Genomic DNA, 19207 nt, shown 5'->3' with positions numbered 1-19207 from the left:
GTCTTTTATTATATTCCTTCCAAGTTCATCAGTCGATTCTTTAACTACCTCAACAAGTTTTGTAAAATCCCATTCTTTTGACAGCATTTCTTCTACATTTTTTATTAATTTAGTAGTGTAAATTTATTAAATGTTGTTGTATAATATCATGTTGTATAATATTATTCAAAAGAGACACCCCCTTATTGATTTGTGTTTTTTCCACTTTTTATTTTACCACAGGGGTTGTCTCTTTTAAATTTTTTGTCCTTTTTCGTCCTACAATAATTTTACACTATGTTAAAAAAATAATCCAGGAATTATCCTGGATTCAGATTGTAGACAAACCTTCTTTTGGTGTTGAAATTTTGCAAGAGCCCCGTGAATGGATTTCAAGAAGGCATCTCTCATAAGCTTTAGCAATTCTTGCTTTTCGACTTTTCAAAAGTCCGTAATTCTGCACACGGACGTGCAGAGCCGAGTGGCCGACACGGATGTCGGCTCACGAGGGTAGGACTTTTGAAAACAAAGAAAAGCTTAGAATTGCTTAGCGAAATGAGCGAATGCCAGGGAAATCCTTCACGGGGCTTATCAAAAAACAACTTTTTCAACACTCTGAATCCAGGAATTATCCTGGATTATTCTTCCTCATCATTGCTATTTATCTTTCCTATGGAGACAATCCTTTCATCCTCTTGAGTCTTCATCAGAGTTACTCCCATGGCATCTCTACCCGTTTGTTTTATTGTTGAAACTTCTAATCTTATAATTATTCCATTATTGTTTATTAGCATTACCTCATCATTTTCCCTTACAGTCTTTACTCCAACTATTTTTCCTGTTTTATCATTGACCTTATAGGTCTTCATTCCCTTTCCTCCACGGGAATGAACTGTATATTCTGTGCATTTAGTTCTCTTTCCATAACCATTTTCACTTACAACTAAAAGATCTGAATTTTCATTATAAACTTCCATTCCAACTGCAATGTCACCTTCTCTTAGGGTAATGCCCTTAACCCCTGCTGCAGTTCTTCCCATTACTCTAACATCTTCCTCTTCAAATGTTATGCAGTATCCATTTTGAGTTACAATCATTATTTTTTGTTTTCCATCCGTAAGCTTAACCCCAATAAGTTCGTCTCCCACCTTCAGGTTTATCGCATTTAATCCATTCTTTCTTATGTTTGCAAATTCGCTTAAGAATGTCTTTTTAACAATACCTAATTTTGTTGCAAAGAATAAGAATTTATCCTCATCAAATTCCTTTATCTCTAAAACAGCTTGGATTTTCTCCCTTGGATTCATAGCAAGAATATTGACTATATTCATTCCCCTTGCAGTTCTTGATGCTTCTGGTATTTCATAGGCCTTTAACATATAAGCCCTTCCTAAATTTGTAAAGAACATAATATAGCTGTGGGTGGAGGTTATGAATATATGCTCTACAAAGTCGTCCTCCCTCATGGACATTCCCTGAACACCCTTTCCACCCCTCTTTTGACTTCTGTAGGTGTCAATTGGAATCCTCTTTATATATCCTGCATGGGTTATCGTAATTGCAACTTCTTCCTCCTGTATAAGGTCCTCGATATTTATCTCGTCTGATTTTGCTGTAATCTTTGTTCTTCTTTCATCAGCATACTTTTCTTTTATTTCTAGAAGCTCGTCCTTTATTATTTGAAGAACTAATCTTTCATTTTCAAGAACTTCCCTTAAGTAGTTTATCGTCTTTATAAGCTCACTATATTCTTCATCGATCTTTGCCCTTTCAAGGCCTGTTAATCTTTGAAGTCTCATATCTAGGATTGCCTGTGCCTGCTTTTCTGAAAGGCCAAAGCGTGTCATTAGGCCATTTCTCGCGTCTTCAACAGTTTTTGAACTTCTAATTAAATTAATAACCTCATCGATATGATCAAGGGCAATTCTAAGACCTTCTAATATGTGAGCTCTTGCTTCAGCCTTGTCAAGTTCAAACTTAGTTCTCCTTCTTATTACTTCCTTTTGGAAATCTAAATAATGTGTCAATACTTCCCTTAAGTTTAATACCTTAGGTTCGCCGTTAACAAGGGCAAGCATTATTATGCTAAAGGAATCCTGAAGCTTCGTATGCTTATATAAAAGATTTAGAACTATATTAGGATTTGCATCCTTTTTAAGTTCTATAACTATTCTCATTCCTTGTCTATCAGACTCATCTCTAAGGTCAGAGATTCCCTCTATCTTTTTATCCTTAACAAGTTCTGCAATGTCCTCTACAAGCTTAGCTTTATTAACTTGATATGGAATTTCTGTAACTATAATTTTATGTCTTCCCTTTTCTTCTTCTATTGTAGCCTTTGCCCTTACGACTACCTTTCCTCTTCCTGTTTCGTAGGCTTCTCTAATACCATCTTTCCCAACTATTATTCCTGCTGTTGGAAAATCTGGTCCCTTTATTTTAGTCATAAGATCCTTAATAGTGGCTTCAGGATTGTCGATTAGCATTATAACTCCATCTATAACTTCCCCAAGATTATGGGGTGGTATATTTGTTGCCATACCAACCGCAATACCTGAAGAACCATTGACTAAAAGGTTTGGAAATCTTGACGGCAGAACAGTTGGTTCTTTTTCAGTTCCATCGAAGTTGTCCGCAAAATCTATGGTATTTTTATTTATATCCCTTAACATTTCCATGGAAATTTTAGAAAGCCTTGCTTCGGTATAACGCATTGCTGCAGCTCCGTCACCATCTATAGATCCAAAATTTCCATGGCCATCAACTAAAGGATATCTTGTTGAGAAATCCTGTGCAAGTCTGACCATTGCCTCATAAACTGCACTATCACCGTGTGGATGGTATTTACCTAAAACATCCCCAACGATTCTTGCACATTTTCTATATTGTTTGTCAGGGAAAAGTCCAAGTTCATGCATAGAATAAAGAATTCTTCTATGAACAGGCTTTAACCCATCCCTAACATCAGGAAGTGCACGACCTACTATAACGCTCATTGCATAATCTATATAACATTTTTTCATCTCATCGCTTATATCGACTAATTGAATTTCATCCCTTTTGTCCATAACTTCAACTCCCTCTAAATATCAAGATTTTGAACCCTCTTAGCATTCTTTTGAATAAATTCCCTTCTAGGTTCAACCTTATCTCCCATCAAGATAGTAAATACTTCATCTGCTTCAACTGCATCTTCAATAGTAACTTTAAGAAGAGTTCTTGTTTCAGGATTCATTGTAGTTTCCCATAGCTGTTCTGCGTTCATTTCTCCAAGTCCTTTATATCTTTGTATTTCAACGTTATCTCTGCCTATCTCATTTAACTTCGCCTCAAGCTCTCTATCGCTGTAGGCATAATAAATATTTTTACCCTTTGATATCTTATAAAGTGGAGGCTGTGCTATATATACATGTCCCTCTTCTATAAGAGGTCTCATGTATCTATAGAAGAATGTAAGAAGTAGTGTTCTAATATGTGCACCGTCAACGTCAGCATCCGTCATTATTATGATTTTATCGTATCTTATTTTTTCTATATCAAAATCATCACCAATTCCTGCACCAAATGCAGTTATCATATTTCTTATTTCTTGATAAGCCAGTATTTTGTCAAGCCTTTGCTTTTCAACGTTCATTATCTTACCTCTAAGAGGAAGAATAGCCTGGAATCTTCTATCTCTGCCTCCCTTTGCAGAACCTCCAGCTGAGTCTCCCTCAACAAGGAATATTTCACAAAGCTTAGGATCCTTTTCGGAACAGTCAGCAAGTTTTCCAGGAAGGGATGTATTTTCTAACACGTTTTTTCTTCTTGTAAGTTCCCTTGCCTTTCTTGCTGCTTCCCTTGCCCTTGATGCTAATAAACACTTTTCTACTATAACTTTAGCTACGCTTGGATTTTCCTCTAAAAAGGCAGAAACCTTATCTGTAACGATAGCATCTACTATACCTCTAACTTCAGTGTTTCCAAGCTTTGTTTTTGTTTGTCCTTCAAATTCAGGATTTGTTATCTTTACAGAAATAACGGCTGTTATCCCTTCCCTTGTATCTTCCCCCTGAAGGTTCTTTTCGTTTTCCTTTAAAAATCCATACTTTCTTGCATAATCATTGATAACCTTAGTTAAAGCCGTTTTAAACCCACTTACATGGGTTCCACCTTCAGTAGTTGAAATATTGTTGGCAAAGGAAAATATGTTTTCGTTATACCCATCATTATATTGAAGAGCTATTTCAACAACTGTATCATCCTTACTTGCTTCAAAATAAATAGGCTCATCGTGTAAAACTTCTTTGTTTCTATTTAAATATTTAACAAATTCTTTAATTCCACCTTCATAATGATAAGTTTCCTTCTTATCTACCCTTTCATCTATAAGATTTATAGCAATTCCTTTATTTAAGAATGCAAGCTCCCTTAGTCTTTGGGATAATACATCATATTCATACTCTGTTGTTTCAAAAATCTCATCATCAGCAAGGAAGGTAACCTTTGTTCCTGTTTCTTCAGCTTCACCTATTACCTCTAATTCTGATACAGGCTTTCCCCTTTCATATTTTTGCCTAAATATTTTTCCATCCCTTTTTACTTCAACTATTAACCATTTAGACAGGGCATTAACAACAGAGGCACCTACACCATGTAGTCCACCTGAAACCTTATATCCTCCACCGCCAAATTTTGAACCAGCATGAAGCACAGTAAATACAACTTCAACTGCACTTTTTTTAAGCTTTGGATGAATATCAACTGGAATGCCTCTACCATCATCTATTACGGTAATTGAATTGTCTTTATGAATAAAAACATCTATATTCTTACAAAAACCTGCAAGGGCTTCATCTATTGCATTATCAACTATTTCATATACAAGATGATGAAGTCCCCTTGGACCGGTGCTTCCTATATACATACCTGGCCTTTTTCTTACAGCCTCTAATCCTTCTAAAACTTGAATTTCACTTGCGCTATATTTCTTACTCATTTAGATCCCCCTTTGAAAATTCATCAATAAAGCAGCTTCTCTTTGCTAAAGTTAGTGAAGAAATTGGAGACAAATAAATTATACTTTTTTTATCTCTTTCTGTTAATATAAAGGATTTAGGTTCATCTTTTGTAATCCTTCTTACAAATCCCTCTTCTTCTGCCGTTTTTAAAAACTCCTTTGTATCTATGCTGGAAGTTGATGTTATGTCAAAGATAGCTATAACTTCCTTTAAAGGTATAACAACATTTTCTCCAAGATGAAGAAACATAATAATTCCTCCTCAAAATTCCTTAATTTGAATATTTCCATTAGATACTTCAAATATTCTTTTTCTATTTATGCTAAACTTTTCTAAATCATTTAAACTTGTAATAGTCAGTATAATTTGGACATCCATTAAGGAATCCAACAAATACTTTTGTCTTTGCAAATCCAATTCTGACATAACATCATCAAGAAGTAGTATTGGATATTCACCTGTTTCTCCCTTTATTATTTCAATTTCAGAAAGTTTTAATGATAAAGCTGCAGTTCTTTGCTGTCCTTGAGACGCATAATGCTTTGCATCTACACCATTTATAAAAACTTCGATGTCATCCCTTTGTGGTCCCTTTGAAGTATAACCTTTTTTTATGTCCTCTTCAATGCTATTTTTATATAAAGAATATAGCCTTTCTTTTATACTTTTTAATTCACCATCTATAATGTCACCCTTATATTTTATAACAAGTTCTTCATTTCCGTTAGTGATTTTTCTATGGAGTAATTTGCATATAATGCTTAGCTTTTTAATAAATTCAATTCTATTAAAAATTAAAAAACTTCCATACTCAGCGAGCTGCTGATCATAAACGTCTAATAATGATTTGTCTATTCCCTTCTTAATAAGATTATTTCTTTCAAGCAAAACTTTATTGTATAAAGATAAATAGTAATTATACCTAGGTTTTATTTGATTAAGTTCATTGTCAATAAATCTTCTTCTTATATCAGGGCCGTCCTTTAAAAGTCTTAAATCCTCTGGAGAAAATATAACCGTATTAGCATTCCCTATAACTTCAGAAGCTCTACTTAGTTTTATTCCATTTAATTTTGCTTCTTTCTTAGACATTTCCGATATTAGAACCTCAACGGTAAAGTCGCCTAAACTTTTGTTTAAGTTGGCCTTTATATATGCTTTGCTTTTTCCCCATTTTATTAATTCCCTATCTTTACTTGTTCTATGGGATTTTAAAGTGCTAATAAAATTTATCGCTTCTAAAACATTTGTCTTTCCTTGAGCATTTTGGCCGTAAAGAACATTTAATCCCTTTAAAAATTCTATCTTTAAGTTTAAATAGTTTCTAAAATTTATAAGTTCCAATTCTTTAATAAACATAATCTTCACCTAAACTATTTGAAATATTCCTATGTTTTTTATTTCTACTATGTCTCCTTTTTTTATTTTCTTACCTCTTTCTAAAGTTTGATTTCCATTAACATACACATCTCCATTTTTAATTATAACCTTAGCCATAGCCCCTGTGTCTGCAACACCTATCCATTTTAGAAATTGGTCAAGTTTAATATACTCGGTATGTATTTCAATTTTTTGCATAAAAATCCTCCTTATCTATTGAAAAACCACCTAAAAAGGTGGCATTAGTTTTCTATAAGTCTTACAGGAAGAACAAGATAGATATAATCATCAGAATCTACTTTTCTTACAACGCATGGGCTTACGTTTGTAGTAAATTCTAAATAAATTTCCTCACTATCTATTATTCTTAAAACATCCAAGAAATATTTAGAATTAAATGCAATTTTTAAGCTATCACCCTCAAGCATAGCTGTAACTTCCTCTTGAACCTTGCCATATTGAGAATCAGAGGTAATTATCATCTTATCATTTCCAATGTTAAACTTGATTAAATTAGTCTTTCCTTCTCTAGCAAGGAGGGATGCCCTTTCTATGCTATCAAGAAGAAGATTTCTATTTACTTTAACTTTAAGTTTATGTTCTTGAGGAATTATTTGTCTATAATTTACAAACTCTCCATCTAAAAGTCTTGAGATTACTTTAGTGTTTCCAAGATTAAAAAGTATGTGGTTAGGAGTAAATGTTATTCTTACCTTATCTTCAGACGGTTCTATTATCTTAGAAATTTCATTTAAGGTCTTTCCTGGAATTACTGCATTAATATTACTTGCATTTTCAAGTTCAACCTTCTTTAAAGATAATCTATAACCATCCAATGCAACAAAGCTCAATACATTATCTTTAACTTCAAATAGGACACCTGTTAATATTGGCCTTGTTTCATCCTGTGCGATTGCAAATATAGTTTGCTTTATCATAAGCCTTAGAATATCCTGTGAAATCTCATAGAGGGAATTCTCATTAATTGCAGGAAGTTTAGGAAACTCCTCCGGGTTATTACCTAGTATCATGAATTCTGATTTTTGGCATGTTATCTTAACAAAATTATTATCTAAAAGTTCTAAAGAAACTATGTCGTTAGGAAGCATTCTAATAAATTCTCCAAATAATTTAGAATTTAAAACTATTGATCCTGGTTTAATAACATTTGCATCGATAAAGGTTTCAATTCCTATATCTAAGTCTGTTGCTGTAAAATAAACTTTATTATCTATAGCCTTAATTAAAATTCCTTCAAGTATAGGGTAGGTAGTTTTAGAAGAAGCTGCTTTTTGAACGATATTTATGGCTTCTTGCAGAATATTTTTTTCACATGTGAAAAACATTTTACTAACCTCCTTTTTATCCACAGTGGATAAATTTTTAAAGTATTTTTTATAGAGGATATTATATAGGACAAAAAGTAGTAGTAATAGTAATAAGGGCTGTGAAAATGTTGATAAGTCTATCTAAATATTAAAAATCAAGAGATTTATTTAATAAAAAATTGTGGATAATGCGGTTTAGTCTCGCATTAATTATCCACATAATTCAGTTTAAAAATTGCTTATTTAGTTTATCAACAGATTATTAAATTTTAAATCAACATATTGTTGATTATTTTTGATTTATTTTTCTTATAAGTTCGTCTATAGTTTCCTTAAGATTTTGATCCTTTTCATACCCTTCATTGATTTTTTCGTAGGCATGTATAACGGTAGTGTGGTCTCTTCCTCCGAACTCCTCACCTATTTTGGGCAAAGAAAGATCAGTCAATTTTCTTGCAAGGAACATAGCTATCTGCCTTGGAAAGGCTACATTTTTAGTTCTTTTTTGAGATTTGAAATCCTCAGGTCTTAAATTATAGTAGCTTGCAACCACATCCATTATAAGTTCTATTGTAATTTGCTTTGCATTTTTGTTGGAAATAAAATCTCTTAGTGCTTCTGATGCAAGTTCAACGCTTATCTCCTTATTAGTTAATGAAGAATAAGCAACTATTCTTATAAGAGCCCCTTCGAGTTCTCTAATGTTGGATTGTATTTTATTAGCAACGTAGACCATAACTTCGTTTGGTATGCTTAGGTTTTCCATGTCGGCCTTTTTCTTTAATATTGCTATTCTTGTTTCAAAATCAGGCGGTTGAATATCTGCAATAAGTCCCCACTCAAACCTGGAACGTAGCCTGTCTTCAAGAGTTGGTATTTCCTTTGGAGGCCTATCGCTGGAGATTATGATCTGCTTATTTGCTTCATATAAAGAATTAAATGTATGGAAAAACTCTTCTTGGGTTCTTTCCTTCCCGGCTATGAACTGAATGTCGTCGATTAGAAGAACATCTACGTTTCTATATTTATTTCTGAACTCCTCGTTTTTATCATCCTTTATAGCATTTATAAGCTCATTAGTAAACTTTTCGGATGAAACGTAAACTACCTTTGCAGAGGGATTATTCATTAATATATAATGGCCTATAGCATGCATAAGGTGAGTTTTACCAAGACCAACTCCACCATATATAAATAAAGGATTATATGCCTTTGCAGGAGCTTCAGCAACAGCCAAGGATGCTGCATGAGCAAATCTATTGCTATTACCAACCACAAAGGTTTCAAAGGTATACTTTGGATTGAGCATAGATGTGGATATTTCTTCTTGTCTTTCCCTTTTCTTTTGATTTTGATTGTTTTCATTAGAATTTATTTCATCCGTTGAAAGGACAAACCTTATTTCATATTTTTTAGAAGTAACTAGTTTTATGGCATTTGCTATAAGATCTTTATATCTTACATCTAAAACGCCCTTTGTAAATTCGTTTGGAGCAAGAAGAAATATTGTTTCATTAGTGATTTTAAGGGGATCAATGCATTTTATCCATGTGTTAAAACCAAGTGGTGATAACTCTGCTTTAACAATTTCTTGAGTTTTTTCCCAAATTTCAAGAAGATTGTCCATAAAATTTCCTCCCTAGTATATGTTAACATAATTATCCACATTATAAAATCTACAATAAAAAATGTTGACATGATGGAACAAAGTTATTCACAAATCTGTTAATTTGTTAATATTTTAAGTCAAAAATTAACTTTCAACAATATCAACAAATTGATTATTAACATTACTAACAACAAAAAATCTAGATTTTAATTATAATTACGTGAAATTTTAAATAAGTTATACACAACTTTGTCCACAGATTGTGAATAACTTTTTAGCACAGAATAAAATATAAGTTATTCACAGATTTTGTGGATATGCATTAATATATTATCAAATATAATATATTATTACAATAGTTATCCACAAAAAACACAATGAATTTTTAAGATTATTAACAACTGTAAATTTCTTGACAGCTTTTAATGATACATATATAATCTTAATAGTAAAGTATAATGTAGTAATATGCCCATTAACTATAGATAAATATAAGAAGGGGGTGCAAGCGATGTTAAGAACATTCCAACCAAAGAAAAGACAAAGAAAAAAGGAACATGGCTTCAGAAAGAGAATGAAAACAAGAAATGGAAGAAAAGTTCTTAAAAGAAGAAGAATGAAGGGAAGAAAGAGATTGACTGCATAAGGCCGCGTTATGTGGCCTTTTTGTGCAATTTTAGGCTGAAATGGGGAAACATGATGAAAAAAGAAGAAAGAATTCGAAAAAACAGGCATTTTCGACTCATATATAATAGAGGAAAGTCCTACAGCGATGACACACTGGTGGTATATGTCTTTAAAAACAGGAGCAACATGAATCGAGTTGGAATATCAGTAAGTAAAAAAATAGGAAAAAGTGTAGTTAGAAACAGGGTAAAAAGGTTAATTAAAGAAGCCTTTAGGATTAATAAAGATAAGTTTAAAGTTGGACATGATATTGTTTTTGTTGCAAGGGGAAAGGCAGCAAAGTCAAATTTTTATGATATTGAAGGATCTATATTTAATCTTCTTAAAAAGGCTGGTATATTAAAAGAAGGTGTGTAGATGAAAAAAATTTTAATTTTTTTGATAAAATTTTATAGAAGATATATATCCCCAATGAAGCCGCCAAGCTGCAGATTTTGTCCAACATGTTCCCAGTATTCCCTTGAGGCTATCGAAAAATACGGTGCCATTAAAGGCTCTGTTTTATCTATAAAAAGGATATTAAAATGTCACCCACTGCATCCTGGTGGGTATGACCCTGTTCCTTAAATTCTAAATTTTCAAAAAGGGAGGTCAAACCTTTGAATTTTTTAGTTAAACCGATGACTTTATTTTTTAATGGTATACATGGTTTTGTAACAACTTATGTATCTAATTTAAGTCTTGCTTATTTTTTGGATCTTGTTATATTTACTGCTATAATAAAGACTATTTTATTACCCTTAACAATAAGCCAAACTAAATCAAGCATAATGATTCAAAAAATGCAGCCTAAATTAAAGGAAATTCAAGAAAAATATAAGAATGACCCTCAAAAGATGCAAGAGGAGCAGATGAAGCTTTATAAGGAAAGCGGGACAAATCCTTTATCTGGATGTCTTTTATTTTTAATTCAATGGCCAATTATTATTGCTATGTATTATGTTGTAGCAAATATTCAAGGATTTAAGGACGTTGGCTTTTTGTGGGTAGAGAGTTTAGGATCATATGATAGAACATTTATATTACCTATTTTATCTGGTTTATCAAGCTATTTGATGGGGGTTATGACTGCTCCTAAGGGAGATGATCCTTCAGCACAGCAGCAAAGAAAAATGAATCTTTATATGTCAATTTTATTCGTAGTTATGTTCTTTAAATTCCAGGCAGGGGTTGTTTTATACTGGATAATAAGTAACGTCATTCAAATACTCCAGCAGTATTTTATAATCAATAGAATAAGGCATAAGGAAGAGGCAAAGCTGCAATAGGGTGGTGAATATATGAAAAAATGGATTGAGGCGATAGGAAAGAATGTAGAAAGCGCCATTGAAAATGGGTTAAAGGAATTAGGGGTAACAAGGGATAAGGTGGATATTGAAATTTTAGATGAAGGTAGCAAAGGTGTATTTGGAATTATAGGTGCAAAGCCTGCAAAGGTAAGACTTACTATAAAAAAGGATTATGAAGCTATTGCAAAGTCTTTTTTAAGGGATGTTCTTGATAAAATGGGAATCAAATGTGAAATTCAGATTAAGGATGAAGATGACATTTTAAAGGTTAATCTTGTGGGGCCTAAAATGGGAGCTTTGATAGGCCATAGGGGAGAGACTTTAGATGCCCTTCAGTATCTACTTAGTCTTGTTATAAACAAAGATAGTGGAGAAAATGAATTTAAGAAGGTTTTATTAGATACACAAAATTACAGAAAAAAGAGGGAAGAAACCTTAATAAGGCTTGCAAATAGATTAGCTTATAAGGTAAAAAGATATAATAAGAGCATTACCCTTGAGCCAATGAATCCATACGAAAGAAGAATTATACATGCAGCACTACAAAATCATCCTGATGTAACTACTTATAGCATAGGTGAAGAACCCTTTAGAAAAGTTGTCATCGATTTAAAAAAATAAAGAGGCTTTAAGCCTCTTTTTTGATTGAAAAACTTTTTAATTTGGTATAATATAAATCAAATAAACAAAATAAAGAAGGTGAAAGGATGCTTAACGATACTATAGCTGCAATATCTACGGCAATAGGAGAAGGTGGAATAGGGATTGTAAGATTATCTGGTGATAAAAGCCTTGAAATAGCATCAAAAGTTTTTAAAAGTGCCAAGGGTAAAGATATTAAAGAAATGAGAAGCTATTCTATGGCTTATGGATATATAGTTGATCCTGAAACAAATGAGATAATAGACGAAGTTATATTAAGTTATATGAAAGCACCGAATACATATACAAGGGAGGATATTGTAGAAATAAATTGTCACGGAGGAGTTTTAGCTGTAAAAAAGGTTTTATCGGTGGTTCTAAAGAGCGGTGCAAGGCTTGCTGAACCTGGGGAATTTACGAAAAGGGCATTTTTAAATGGAAGAATTGATTTATCCCAGGCAGAGGCAGTAATAGACCTTATAAGGGCAAAGACGGACGATAGCTTAAACCTTGCAGTAAATCAGCTTAAGGGAAAACTTTCACAAAAGATAAATTCTCTTATGGATAAGCTTTTAGGATGTCTTGCCCATATTGAGGCCACTGTTGATTTTCCAGAGGATGATGTAGATGAGCTTGTTGTAAACAAGTTAGTTTCTGATCTACAATTTATAGTTTCAGAAATAGATTATTTAATTAAAAATGCAGAAAGCGGAAAAATATTTAGGGAAGGTCTTAGAACGACGATAGTTGGTAAACCTAATGTAGGAAAGTCCTCCCTTCTTAATGCACTTTTAGAGGAAAAAAGAGCAATAGTTACGGATATTCCTGGAACTACAAGGGATGTTATAGAAGAGTATATAAATATCGATGGTGTTCCAATAGTTCTTGTTGATACTGCAGGTATCAGAAAAACCGATGATATAGTAGAAAATATTGGGGTGGAAAAATCTAAGGAGTATCTTCAAAATGCCGACCTTATACTCTTTATGTTAGATGCATCAAGGCCTTTAGAAAAAGAAGATGAGGAGATAATCGATTTAATTAAGGGGAAAAATGTTATTGCCATTTTAAATAAAATGGATCTTCCGACTGCAATAGATGTTGATTATGTAAAAGGTAGGTTTAAACATGTTGTAAATGCATCTGTTAAGAAGGAACATGGTATAGACGAGATTAAAAAAGCGATAGTTGATCTTGTTTTTGAAGGAAGGGTTTCTTCTAAGAATGAAATATTAGTTACAAATGTAAGGCATAAGGATGCACTTGTAAAGGCAAAGGAAAGCATAGTTAAAGGGATAGAAACTATAAAAAGTGGACTTCCACTTGACCTTGCATCGGTAGAGTTAAAGGATAGTTATTTAAAGCTTGGGGAAATTACAGGAAATATAGTTGCTGAGGATATTATAGATAGGATCTTTTGTGATTTTTGCATTGGAAAATAGGAGGGATATGATGTATCACGCTGGAGAATATGATGTTATAGTTGTCGGGGCAGGTCATGCAGGATGTGAAGCTGCCCTTGCATCTGCAAGGCTTGGATGTAAAACCCTCGTTATAACTTTAAATTTAGATAGTATTGCTCTAATGCCATGTAACCCATCAATTGGAGGAACAGCAAAGGGACATCTTGTTAGAGAAATTGATGCCCTTGGAGGACAGATGGGAATAAATATAGACAAGACATACCTTCAATCGAGAATGTTGAATACTTCAAAGGGACCAGCTGTTCATTCACTTAGGGCCCAGGCTGATAAGAAAAAATATCAGACCCTAATGAAAAAAACATTGGAGGAACAGGAAAATCTTTATATAAAGCAAGATGAAGTAGTTGATATAGATGTTGAGGACGGAAGAGTAAAAGGGATAAAGACAAAAAACGGCGCCTATTTTTCATGTAAGGCCCTTGTTATAACAACAGGAACATATTTAAGGGGAAGGATATTTATAGGAGAGGTAAACTATAGCGGAGGACCTAATGGACTTTTTCCTGCAAATGAACTTTCAAAAAGCCTTGAAAAATTAGGAATTACTTTAAGAAGGTTTAAAACAGGAACGCCTGCAAGAATCCACAGAAGATCAGTGGATTTTTCAAAGATGACTATTCAGCCTGGGGATGAGAGAGTAGTTCCATTTTCCTTTATGTCAGATGACATAACAAGGGATCAAGTTCCATGTTACCTTACATATACAACAGAAAAAACTCATGAAATAATTAGACAGAATATACATAGATCCCCTTTGTTTGCAGGACTTATAGAGGGTGTGGGACCAAGATATTGTCCATCTATTGAGGACAAAGTTATGAAATTTCCTGATAAGGAAAAGCATCAGGTATTCATAGAACCTGAAGGTGAGGACACAGAAGAACTTTATGTTCAAGGTATGTCAAGCTCCCTTCCGGAGGATGTTCAAATACAGGTTTATAGGTCTATTCCAGGCCTTGAAAATTGTGAAATTTTAAGGACTGCATATGCAATTGAATATGACTGCATAGATCCTACTCAGCTTAAACTAAGCCTTGAACTAAAAAACATTGAAGGTTTATTCTTTGCTGGTCAGGTAAATGGAAGTTCTGGGTATGAGGAGGCAGCAGCTCAGGGGATTATTGCAGGAATAAATGCAGCATTAAAAGTAAAGGGAAAGGAACCTTTTGTTCTTGATAGATCAGAGGCCTATATTGGAGTTTTAATTGATGATTTAGTAACAAAAGGAACAAATGAACCCTATAGAATGATGACAAGCAGAGCCGAGTATAGACTCTTATTAAGGCAGGATAATGCAGATTTAAGATTAACTCCAAAGGGTTATGAAATTGGACTTGTAACTGAAGAAAGATATCAAAGGTATTTAAGAAGGAAGGAAAACATAGAAAAAGAAATCGAAAGATTAAAAAAGACTGTAATTTCTCCTTCAGAGGAGAATAATGAGGTTTTAAGATCCATTGGAAGCTCTGAAATAAAAAGTGGAATAACCCTATATGAGCTTATAAAAAGACCAGAGATAACCTATGAAAATATTGAGAAAATCGACAAAGAAAGGCCTTACCTTCCAAAGGATGTAACGGAAGAGGTTGAAATTGAGATTAAATATGAAGGTTATATTAAAAAACAAATAGAACAAGTAGAACAATTTAAAAAGCTTGAATTAAAGAAGATACCTCCCTATATAAACTATGACGATATTCAGGGGTTAAGGCTGGAGGCAAGGCAAAAACTTTCAAAGATAAGACCTGAAAATATAGGGCAGGCATCCAGAATATCAGGTGTGTCGCCTGCTGATATATCTGTTTTACTTGTTTATATCGAACAAATTAGAAGAAAAAAGGGGAAGGAAGATGAATAGGGAGCTTTTATATAATGGTGCAAAAAGCTATGGCATAACATTAGATGACAAACAGATGGATATGTTTGAAATTTACATGAGGCTTTTGAAGGAATGGAATGAAAAAATCAATCTTACGGCTATTACCGATGATGAAGAAATAGTTAAAAAGCATTTTTTAGATTCTATATCTATTGTTAAAAGTGGACTAATTAATGACAATTTAAAAATTATAGATGTAGGAACAGGGGCAGGATTTCCTGGAATTCCTTTAAAGATTATTAACCCTTCTTTAAAGATAACCCTTTTAGATTCGTTAAAAAAAAGAATAAGTTTTTTAATTGATGTAATCCAAAATTTAGGTCTTAAAGATATTGAAGCTGTCCATGGGAGGGCTGAAGATTTTGCAAGGAAAGATGATTTCCGTGAATCCTTTGATATAGCAACAGCGAGGGCAGTTGCCCATATGAATGTCCTATCTGAATATTGTATGCCCTATGTTAAGGTTAAAGGATATTTTGTTGCTATGAAGGGCCCATCTATAGAAGAGGAAATAAATGAATCAAAAAATGCTATTGGAACGTTAGGAGGAAAACTTATCGACATTATAACTACCTCCATTCCTGAATATGATATGGATCATAAGTTAATAATTGTCGAAAAAATAAAGCCGACTGACAAAAAATATCCAAGAAAGCCAGCTCAAATAGAAAAAAAGCCTATCAGATGACGAATTAATAAAAATATTGGCTGACGAATTTGAATGGGAAATAGCAGGAAAAGGAAAATAATTATAGAATAACTTAATTATAGTTAAATTTATAAACGGTGGGATGGTGCAATGAGGGTAGAAAACGAAATAATCAACATACCTATAAACCTTATAAAACAAAATACATATCAACCCAGGAAGAACTTTGATGATCAAGCTTTACTAGAACTAAGTGAATCCATAAGGGAATATGGTGTTTTACAACCAATAAGTGTAAGAAGAGTAAATGGAAACTTTTATGAGCTAATAGCTGGAGAAAGAAGACTTAGAGCATCACAGCTTGCAGGTTTAACTGAGATTCCTGCTATTGTAGTTGAAGTTACCGATAAAGATTCTGCAGTCCTTGCCCTTATTGAAAACCTCCAGAGGGAGGATCTTAACTTTATTGAAGAGGCGGAAGGATATTTAAGACTTATAAAGGAGCATAACTTTACTCAGGAGGAGCTTGCCCATAAGATAGGAAAAAAGCAATCAACGATTGCCAATAAGCTCAGAATATTAAAGCTCTCTGATAAAGTCAAGGAGATAATTTTAAGGGAAAATCTAACTGAAAGGCATGCTAGGGCTCTTTTAAAACTTCCTTCTGAGGAACTACAATTAAAGGCTTTAAAGGAAATACTTGAGAAGGGATTAAACGTAAAGGATACTGAGGATTTGATTGAAAAAATATTAAATGAAAAAGAAGAAAAAAAGGAAAAGGAAGAAAAAAATAAAACTGAAAAGCCAAAGTTTAAATGGGTTATTAATCCTAAGATAATCACTAATACTATAAAGGACATAATGAATAAAAACGGGATAGATGCTGAATATAAACACAAGGAATACGATGACTATATGGAGATAATAGTAAGAATACCAAAAAAATAGATGCAAGGGCCTTTATTTTAGACTGTTGAAAATTTTTTTGATAAGCCCCGTGAAGGATTTCCCTGGCATTCGCTCATTTCGCTAAGCAATTCTAAACTTTTCTTTGTTTTCAAAAGTCCTACCCTCGTGAGCCAACATCCGTGTCGGCCACTCGGCTCTGCACGTCCATGAGCAGAATTACGGACTTTTGAAAAGTCGAAAAGCAAGAATTGCTAGAGCTCATGAGAGATGCCTTTTTGAAATCCTATCACGGGGCTCTTGCAAAAGTTCTAAGGTAAAAATGATTTGTCTACAGTCTTAAATAGAGGCAAAGGCCTCTATTTTTTTGTTTGAATAAGAATAAGGATTCCTATAAAGATGAATACGATTGCTGATATTATATTTAATAAATTTTTTGAAATATATTTTTCAATAAAACTTCCACAGAGGACTCCTATTATAGTTGTGCAAATGAGAGCTAATGAGGCACCTAAAAATACAGATAATTTTGAAGTTGATTTTGCAGACAATAACATGGTGGCAAGCTGAGTTTTATCTCCAAGTTCAGCTAAAAAAACTATTAAAAAAGTTGATAAAATTATTTTAATCATAAAATCACCCTTAACTATTTAATGAAAAAAAATAATGCTGTAAAATATATATTATAGATTTCTTTATAATATTCTAGGGGTGATAGTGTGGGTAAAATTATTTCTATTTTTAATCAAAAGGGGGGCGTTGGCAAGACAACCTCTGCAATAAATTTAGCTTCATATATTGCTCAGATGGGATATAAGGTTTTATTAATAGATATCGACCCGCAGGGGAATACAACAAGTGGTCTTGGAATTGAAAAGGATGACCTTGAATATTCTATGTATGATGTTATAATTGAGAATGCAAAGGAAGAAAATTTTGAAGTAGTTAAGGATGCCATTGTTAATACAGTAGTTGAAAACTTATATATTCTTCCTTCAAGGGTGGAACTTGCTGGTGCTGAAATTGAAATAACATATAATGAATATCGAGAAAAAATATTAAAAAGGGCAATAAAAAGTATAAAAAATGATTATGATTATATTTTTATAGATTGTCCTCCTTCTCTTGGACTATTAACTATAAATGCATTAACTGCAGCAGATAGCGTCCTTATACCTATACAATGTGAATTTTATGCCCTCGAGGGAGTAGGTCAGCTTATGAACACAATAAATCTTGTAAAGAAAAACTTAAATCCGGATTTAAAAATTCAAGGCGTTATAATGAGTATGTTTGATGGGAGAACAAACCTTTCTATTGAGGTTGTTGAGGAGGTTAAAAAATATTTTAAGGGTAAGGTTTATACAACGATTATTCCAAGGAATATTAAACTTGCCGAGGCACCTAGCCATGGTTTGCCCATAATGCTATACGATAAAAATTCAACAGGTGCAAAGGCATACAAAGAACTTGCAGAAGAATTTATTGAATTAGAAAGGGATGAGCAAAATGGCTAAAAAAAGTGCTTTAGGTAAGGGGTTAGGGGCTCTTATACCTGATGCAGATAAGGATTCAAATGTATTTGAGGTGGAGGTTTCAAAATTATTCCCTAATGAGGACCAGCCAAGAAAGAAGTTTGATGAGGAAAAGATAAATGCCCTTGCAGAGTCAATAAAGGTTCATGGAGTAATACAGCCTATAATAGTAAAAAGAGAAGGAGATTTTTATAAGATAATAGCAGGGGAAAGAAGATGGAGGGCAGCAAAAATTGCAGGACTAAAAAAAGTTCCTATCGTGGAAAAGGAACTTTCAGACAGAGAGGTAATGGAGATTTCATTAATTGAAAATATTCAAAGGGAGGACTTAAGCCCTATTGAAGAGGCTCTTGCCTATAAAAGGCTTATGGAGGAATTTCAATTAACACAGGAGGAAATAGCAGAAAGAGTAGGTAAATCAAGATCGGCCATAGCAAATACATTAAGACTTTTAAATTTAGATGATAGAGTTGTTGAATTTATTAATGATGGTAAACTTTCAGAAGGACATGGCAAGGTAATTGTTTCTATAGAAGATAAAGAAAAACAATATTTAATAGCTAAAAAAGTGGTTGAAGAAGGTTTAAATGTTAGGCAAACTGAAAAATTAATAAAAGAAATAAACAACAAAAAGGTTAAAAAAGAGAAAAAAATAGTTGCTCATTATAAGGATGTTGAGGAAAAACTTCAGATGTTTTTTGGAACAAAGGTGAAGATAAACAACAACAAAAACAAAGGCAAAATAGAAATAGAGTATTATTCAGAAGATGACTTACAAAGGATATTAGAGTTATTAAATATATAAATGTTTCACGTGAAACAATTAAGAAGGAGTGTTGA

19 protein-coding genes are annotated in these 19207 nt (G+C 33.0%); 11 read left to right on the top strand and 8 right to left on the bottom strand.

Annotated features, from left to right (window positions below):
• Positions 1 to 617: 617 nt before the first annotated feature.
• From gyrA to dnaA, 7 genes are all read right to left on the bottom strand, one after another.
• Positions 618 to 3047 carry a DNA gyrase subunit A gene (gyrA, locus tag CAAU_RS10095; protein ID WP_008909338.1) on the bottom strand — a complete coding sequence of 810 codons (2430 nt, stop codon included), beginning with the start codon at positions 3045 to 3047 and terminating at the stop codon, positions 618 to 620.
• 14 nt (positions 3048 to 3061) lie between these two features.
• Complete coding sequence (gene gyrB / locus CAAU_RS10090) at positions 3062 to 4957, bottom strand: DNA topoisomerase (ATP-hydrolyzing) subunit B (protein ID WP_008909337.1); 1896 nt, start codon at positions 4955 to 4957, stop codon at positions 3062 to 3064.
• Positions 4950 to 5228, bottom strand: coding sequence for an extracellular matrix regulator RemB (remB, locus tag CAAU_RS10085; protein ID WP_008909336.1), 279 nt, complete (start codon positions 5226 to 5228; stop codon positions 4950 to 4952). Before remB ends, gyrB begins: the two co-directional genes overlap by 8 nt.
• Positions 5229 to 5240: 12 nt before the next feature.
• On the bottom strand, positions 5241 to 6338 hold the full coding sequence (recF, locus tag CAAU_RS10080) for a DNA replication/repair protein RecF (RefSeq protein ID WP_008909335.1): 1098 nt from the start codon (positions 6336 to 6338) through the stop codon (positions 5241 to 5243).
• Between the two features lie 9 nt (positions 6339 to 6347).
• Positions 6348 to 6557, bottom strand: coding sequence for a S4 domain-containing protein YaaA (gene yaaA, locus CAAU_RS10075; protein ID WP_008909334.1), 210 nt, complete (start codon positions 6555 to 6557; stop codon positions 6348 to 6350).
• 44 nt (positions 6558 to 6601) lie between these two features.
• Positions 6602 to 7705 carry a DNA polymerase III subunit beta gene (gene dnaN / locus CAAU_RS10070; RefSeq protein WP_008909333.1) on the bottom strand — a complete coding sequence of 368 codons (1104 nt, stop codon included), beginning with the start codon at positions 7703 to 7705 and terminating at the stop codon, positions 6602 to 6604.
• A 271-nt stretch (positions 7706 to 7976) separates the two neighbouring features.
• Positions 7977 to 9314 carry a chromosomal replication initiator protein DnaA gene (gene dnaA, locus CAAU_RS10065; protein WP_008909332.1) on the bottom strand — a complete coding sequence of 446 codons (1338 nt, stop codon included), beginning with the start codon at positions 9312 to 9314 and terminating at the stop codon, positions 7977 to 7979.
• 493 nt (positions 9315 to 9807) lie between these two features.
• Here dnaA and rpmH point away from each other — a divergent pair, with 493 nt between their 5' ends.
• The 9 genes from rpmH (at position 9808) to noc (ending at position 16874) form a co-directional block, all read left to right on the top strand.
• Positions 9808 to 9942 carry a 50S ribosomal protein L34 gene (rpmH, locus tag CAAU_RS10060; RefSeq protein ID WP_008909331.1) on the top strand — a complete coding sequence of 45 codons (135 nt, stop codon included), beginning with the start codon at positions 9808 to 9810 and terminating at the stop codon, positions 9940 to 9942.
• 53 nt (positions 9943 to 9995) lie between these two features.
• Entirely contained in the window at positions 9996 to 10340 is a 345-nt protein-coding gene (gene rnpA, locus CAAU_RS10055; RefSeq protein ID WP_040306496.1) for a ribonuclease P protein component, read from the top strand.
• On the top strand, positions 10341 to 10550 hold the full coding sequence (gene yidD, locus CAAU_RS10050) for a membrane protein insertion efficiency factor YidD (protein ID WP_008909329.1): 210 nt from the start codon (positions 10341 to 10343) through the stop codon (positions 10548 to 10550). It abuts the gene before it with no gap.
• Between the two features lie 32 nt (positions 10551 to 10582).
• On the top strand, positions 10583 to 11251 hold the full coding sequence (gene yidC / locus CAAU_RS10045) for a membrane protein insertase YidC (protein ID WP_008909328.1): 669 nt from the start codon (positions 10583 to 10585) through the stop codon (positions 11249 to 11251).
• A gap of 12 nt (positions 11252 to 11263) precedes the next feature.
• Positions 11264 to 11893, top strand: coding sequence for an RNA-binding cell elongation regulator Jag/EloR (gene jag / locus CAAU_RS10040; RefSeq protein WP_008909327.1), 630 nt, complete (start codon positions 11264 to 11266; stop codon positions 11891 to 11893).
• Between the two features lie 86 nt (positions 11894 to 11979).
• Complete coding sequence (gene mnmE / locus CAAU_RS10035; protein WP_008909326.1) at positions 11980 to 13356, top strand: tRNA uridine-5-carboxymethylaminomethyl(34) synthesis GTPase MnmE; 1377 nt, start codon at positions 11980 to 11982, stop codon at positions 13354 to 13356.
• 7 nt (positions 13357 to 13363) lie between these two features.
• Entirely contained in the window at positions 13364 to 15256 is a 1893-nt protein-coding gene (gene mnmG, locus CAAU_RS10030; RefSeq protein ID WP_040306497.1) for a tRNA uridine-5-carboxymethylaminomethyl(34) synthesis enzyme MnmG, read from the top strand.
• Positions 15249 to 15965: a 16S rRNA (guanine(527)-N(7))-methyltransferase RsmG gene (rsmG, locus tag CAAU_RS10025; protein WP_008909324.1), complete on the top strand. Its 717-nt coding sequence runs from the start codon at positions 15249 to 15251 to the stop codon at positions 15963 to 15965. Before mnmG ends, rsmG begins: the two co-directional genes overlap by 8 nt.
• Positions 15966 to 16076: 111 nt before the next feature.
• Positions 16077 to 16874: a nucleoid occlusion protein gene (gene noc / locus CAAU_RS10020; protein WP_008909323.1), complete on the top strand. Its 798-nt coding sequence runs from the start codon at positions 16077 to 16079 to the stop codon at positions 16872 to 16874.
• 317 nt (positions 16875 to 17191) lie between these two features.
• Here noc and CAAU_RS10015 read toward each other — a convergent pair whose 3' ends face one another.
• On the bottom strand, positions 17192 to 17464 hold the full coding sequence (locus CAAU_RS10015) for a TMEM165/GDT1 family protein (protein WP_008909322.1): 273 nt from the start codon (positions 17462 to 17464) through the stop codon (positions 17192 to 17194).
• Between the two features lie 87 nt (positions 17465 to 17551).
• On the opposite strand from CAAU_RS10015, the gene CAAU_RS10010 reads away from it, so the two are divergent.
• Positions 17552 to 18349: a ParA family protein gene (locus tag CAAU_RS10010; protein WP_008909321.1), complete on the top strand. Its 798-nt coding sequence runs from the start codon at positions 17552 to 17554 to the stop codon at positions 18347 to 18349.
• Positions 18342 to 19172, top strand: coding sequence for a ParB/RepB/Spo0J family partition protein (locus CAAU_RS10005; protein ID WP_008909320.1), 831 nt, complete (start codon positions 18342 to 18344; stop codon positions 19170 to 19172). Before CAAU_RS10010 ends, CAAU_RS10005 begins: the two co-directional genes overlap by 8 nt.
• The last annotated feature ends 35 nt before the right edge of the window (positions 19173 to 19207 follow it).

It is taken from the genome of Caloramator australicus RC3, assembly GCF_000297115.1.
GTDB classification, from domain to species: domain Bacteria; phylum Bacillota; class Clostridia; order Clostridiales; family Caloramatoraceae; genus Caloramator; species Caloramator australicus.
This window is presented reverse-complemented; position numbering and strand designations above follow the sequence as displayed.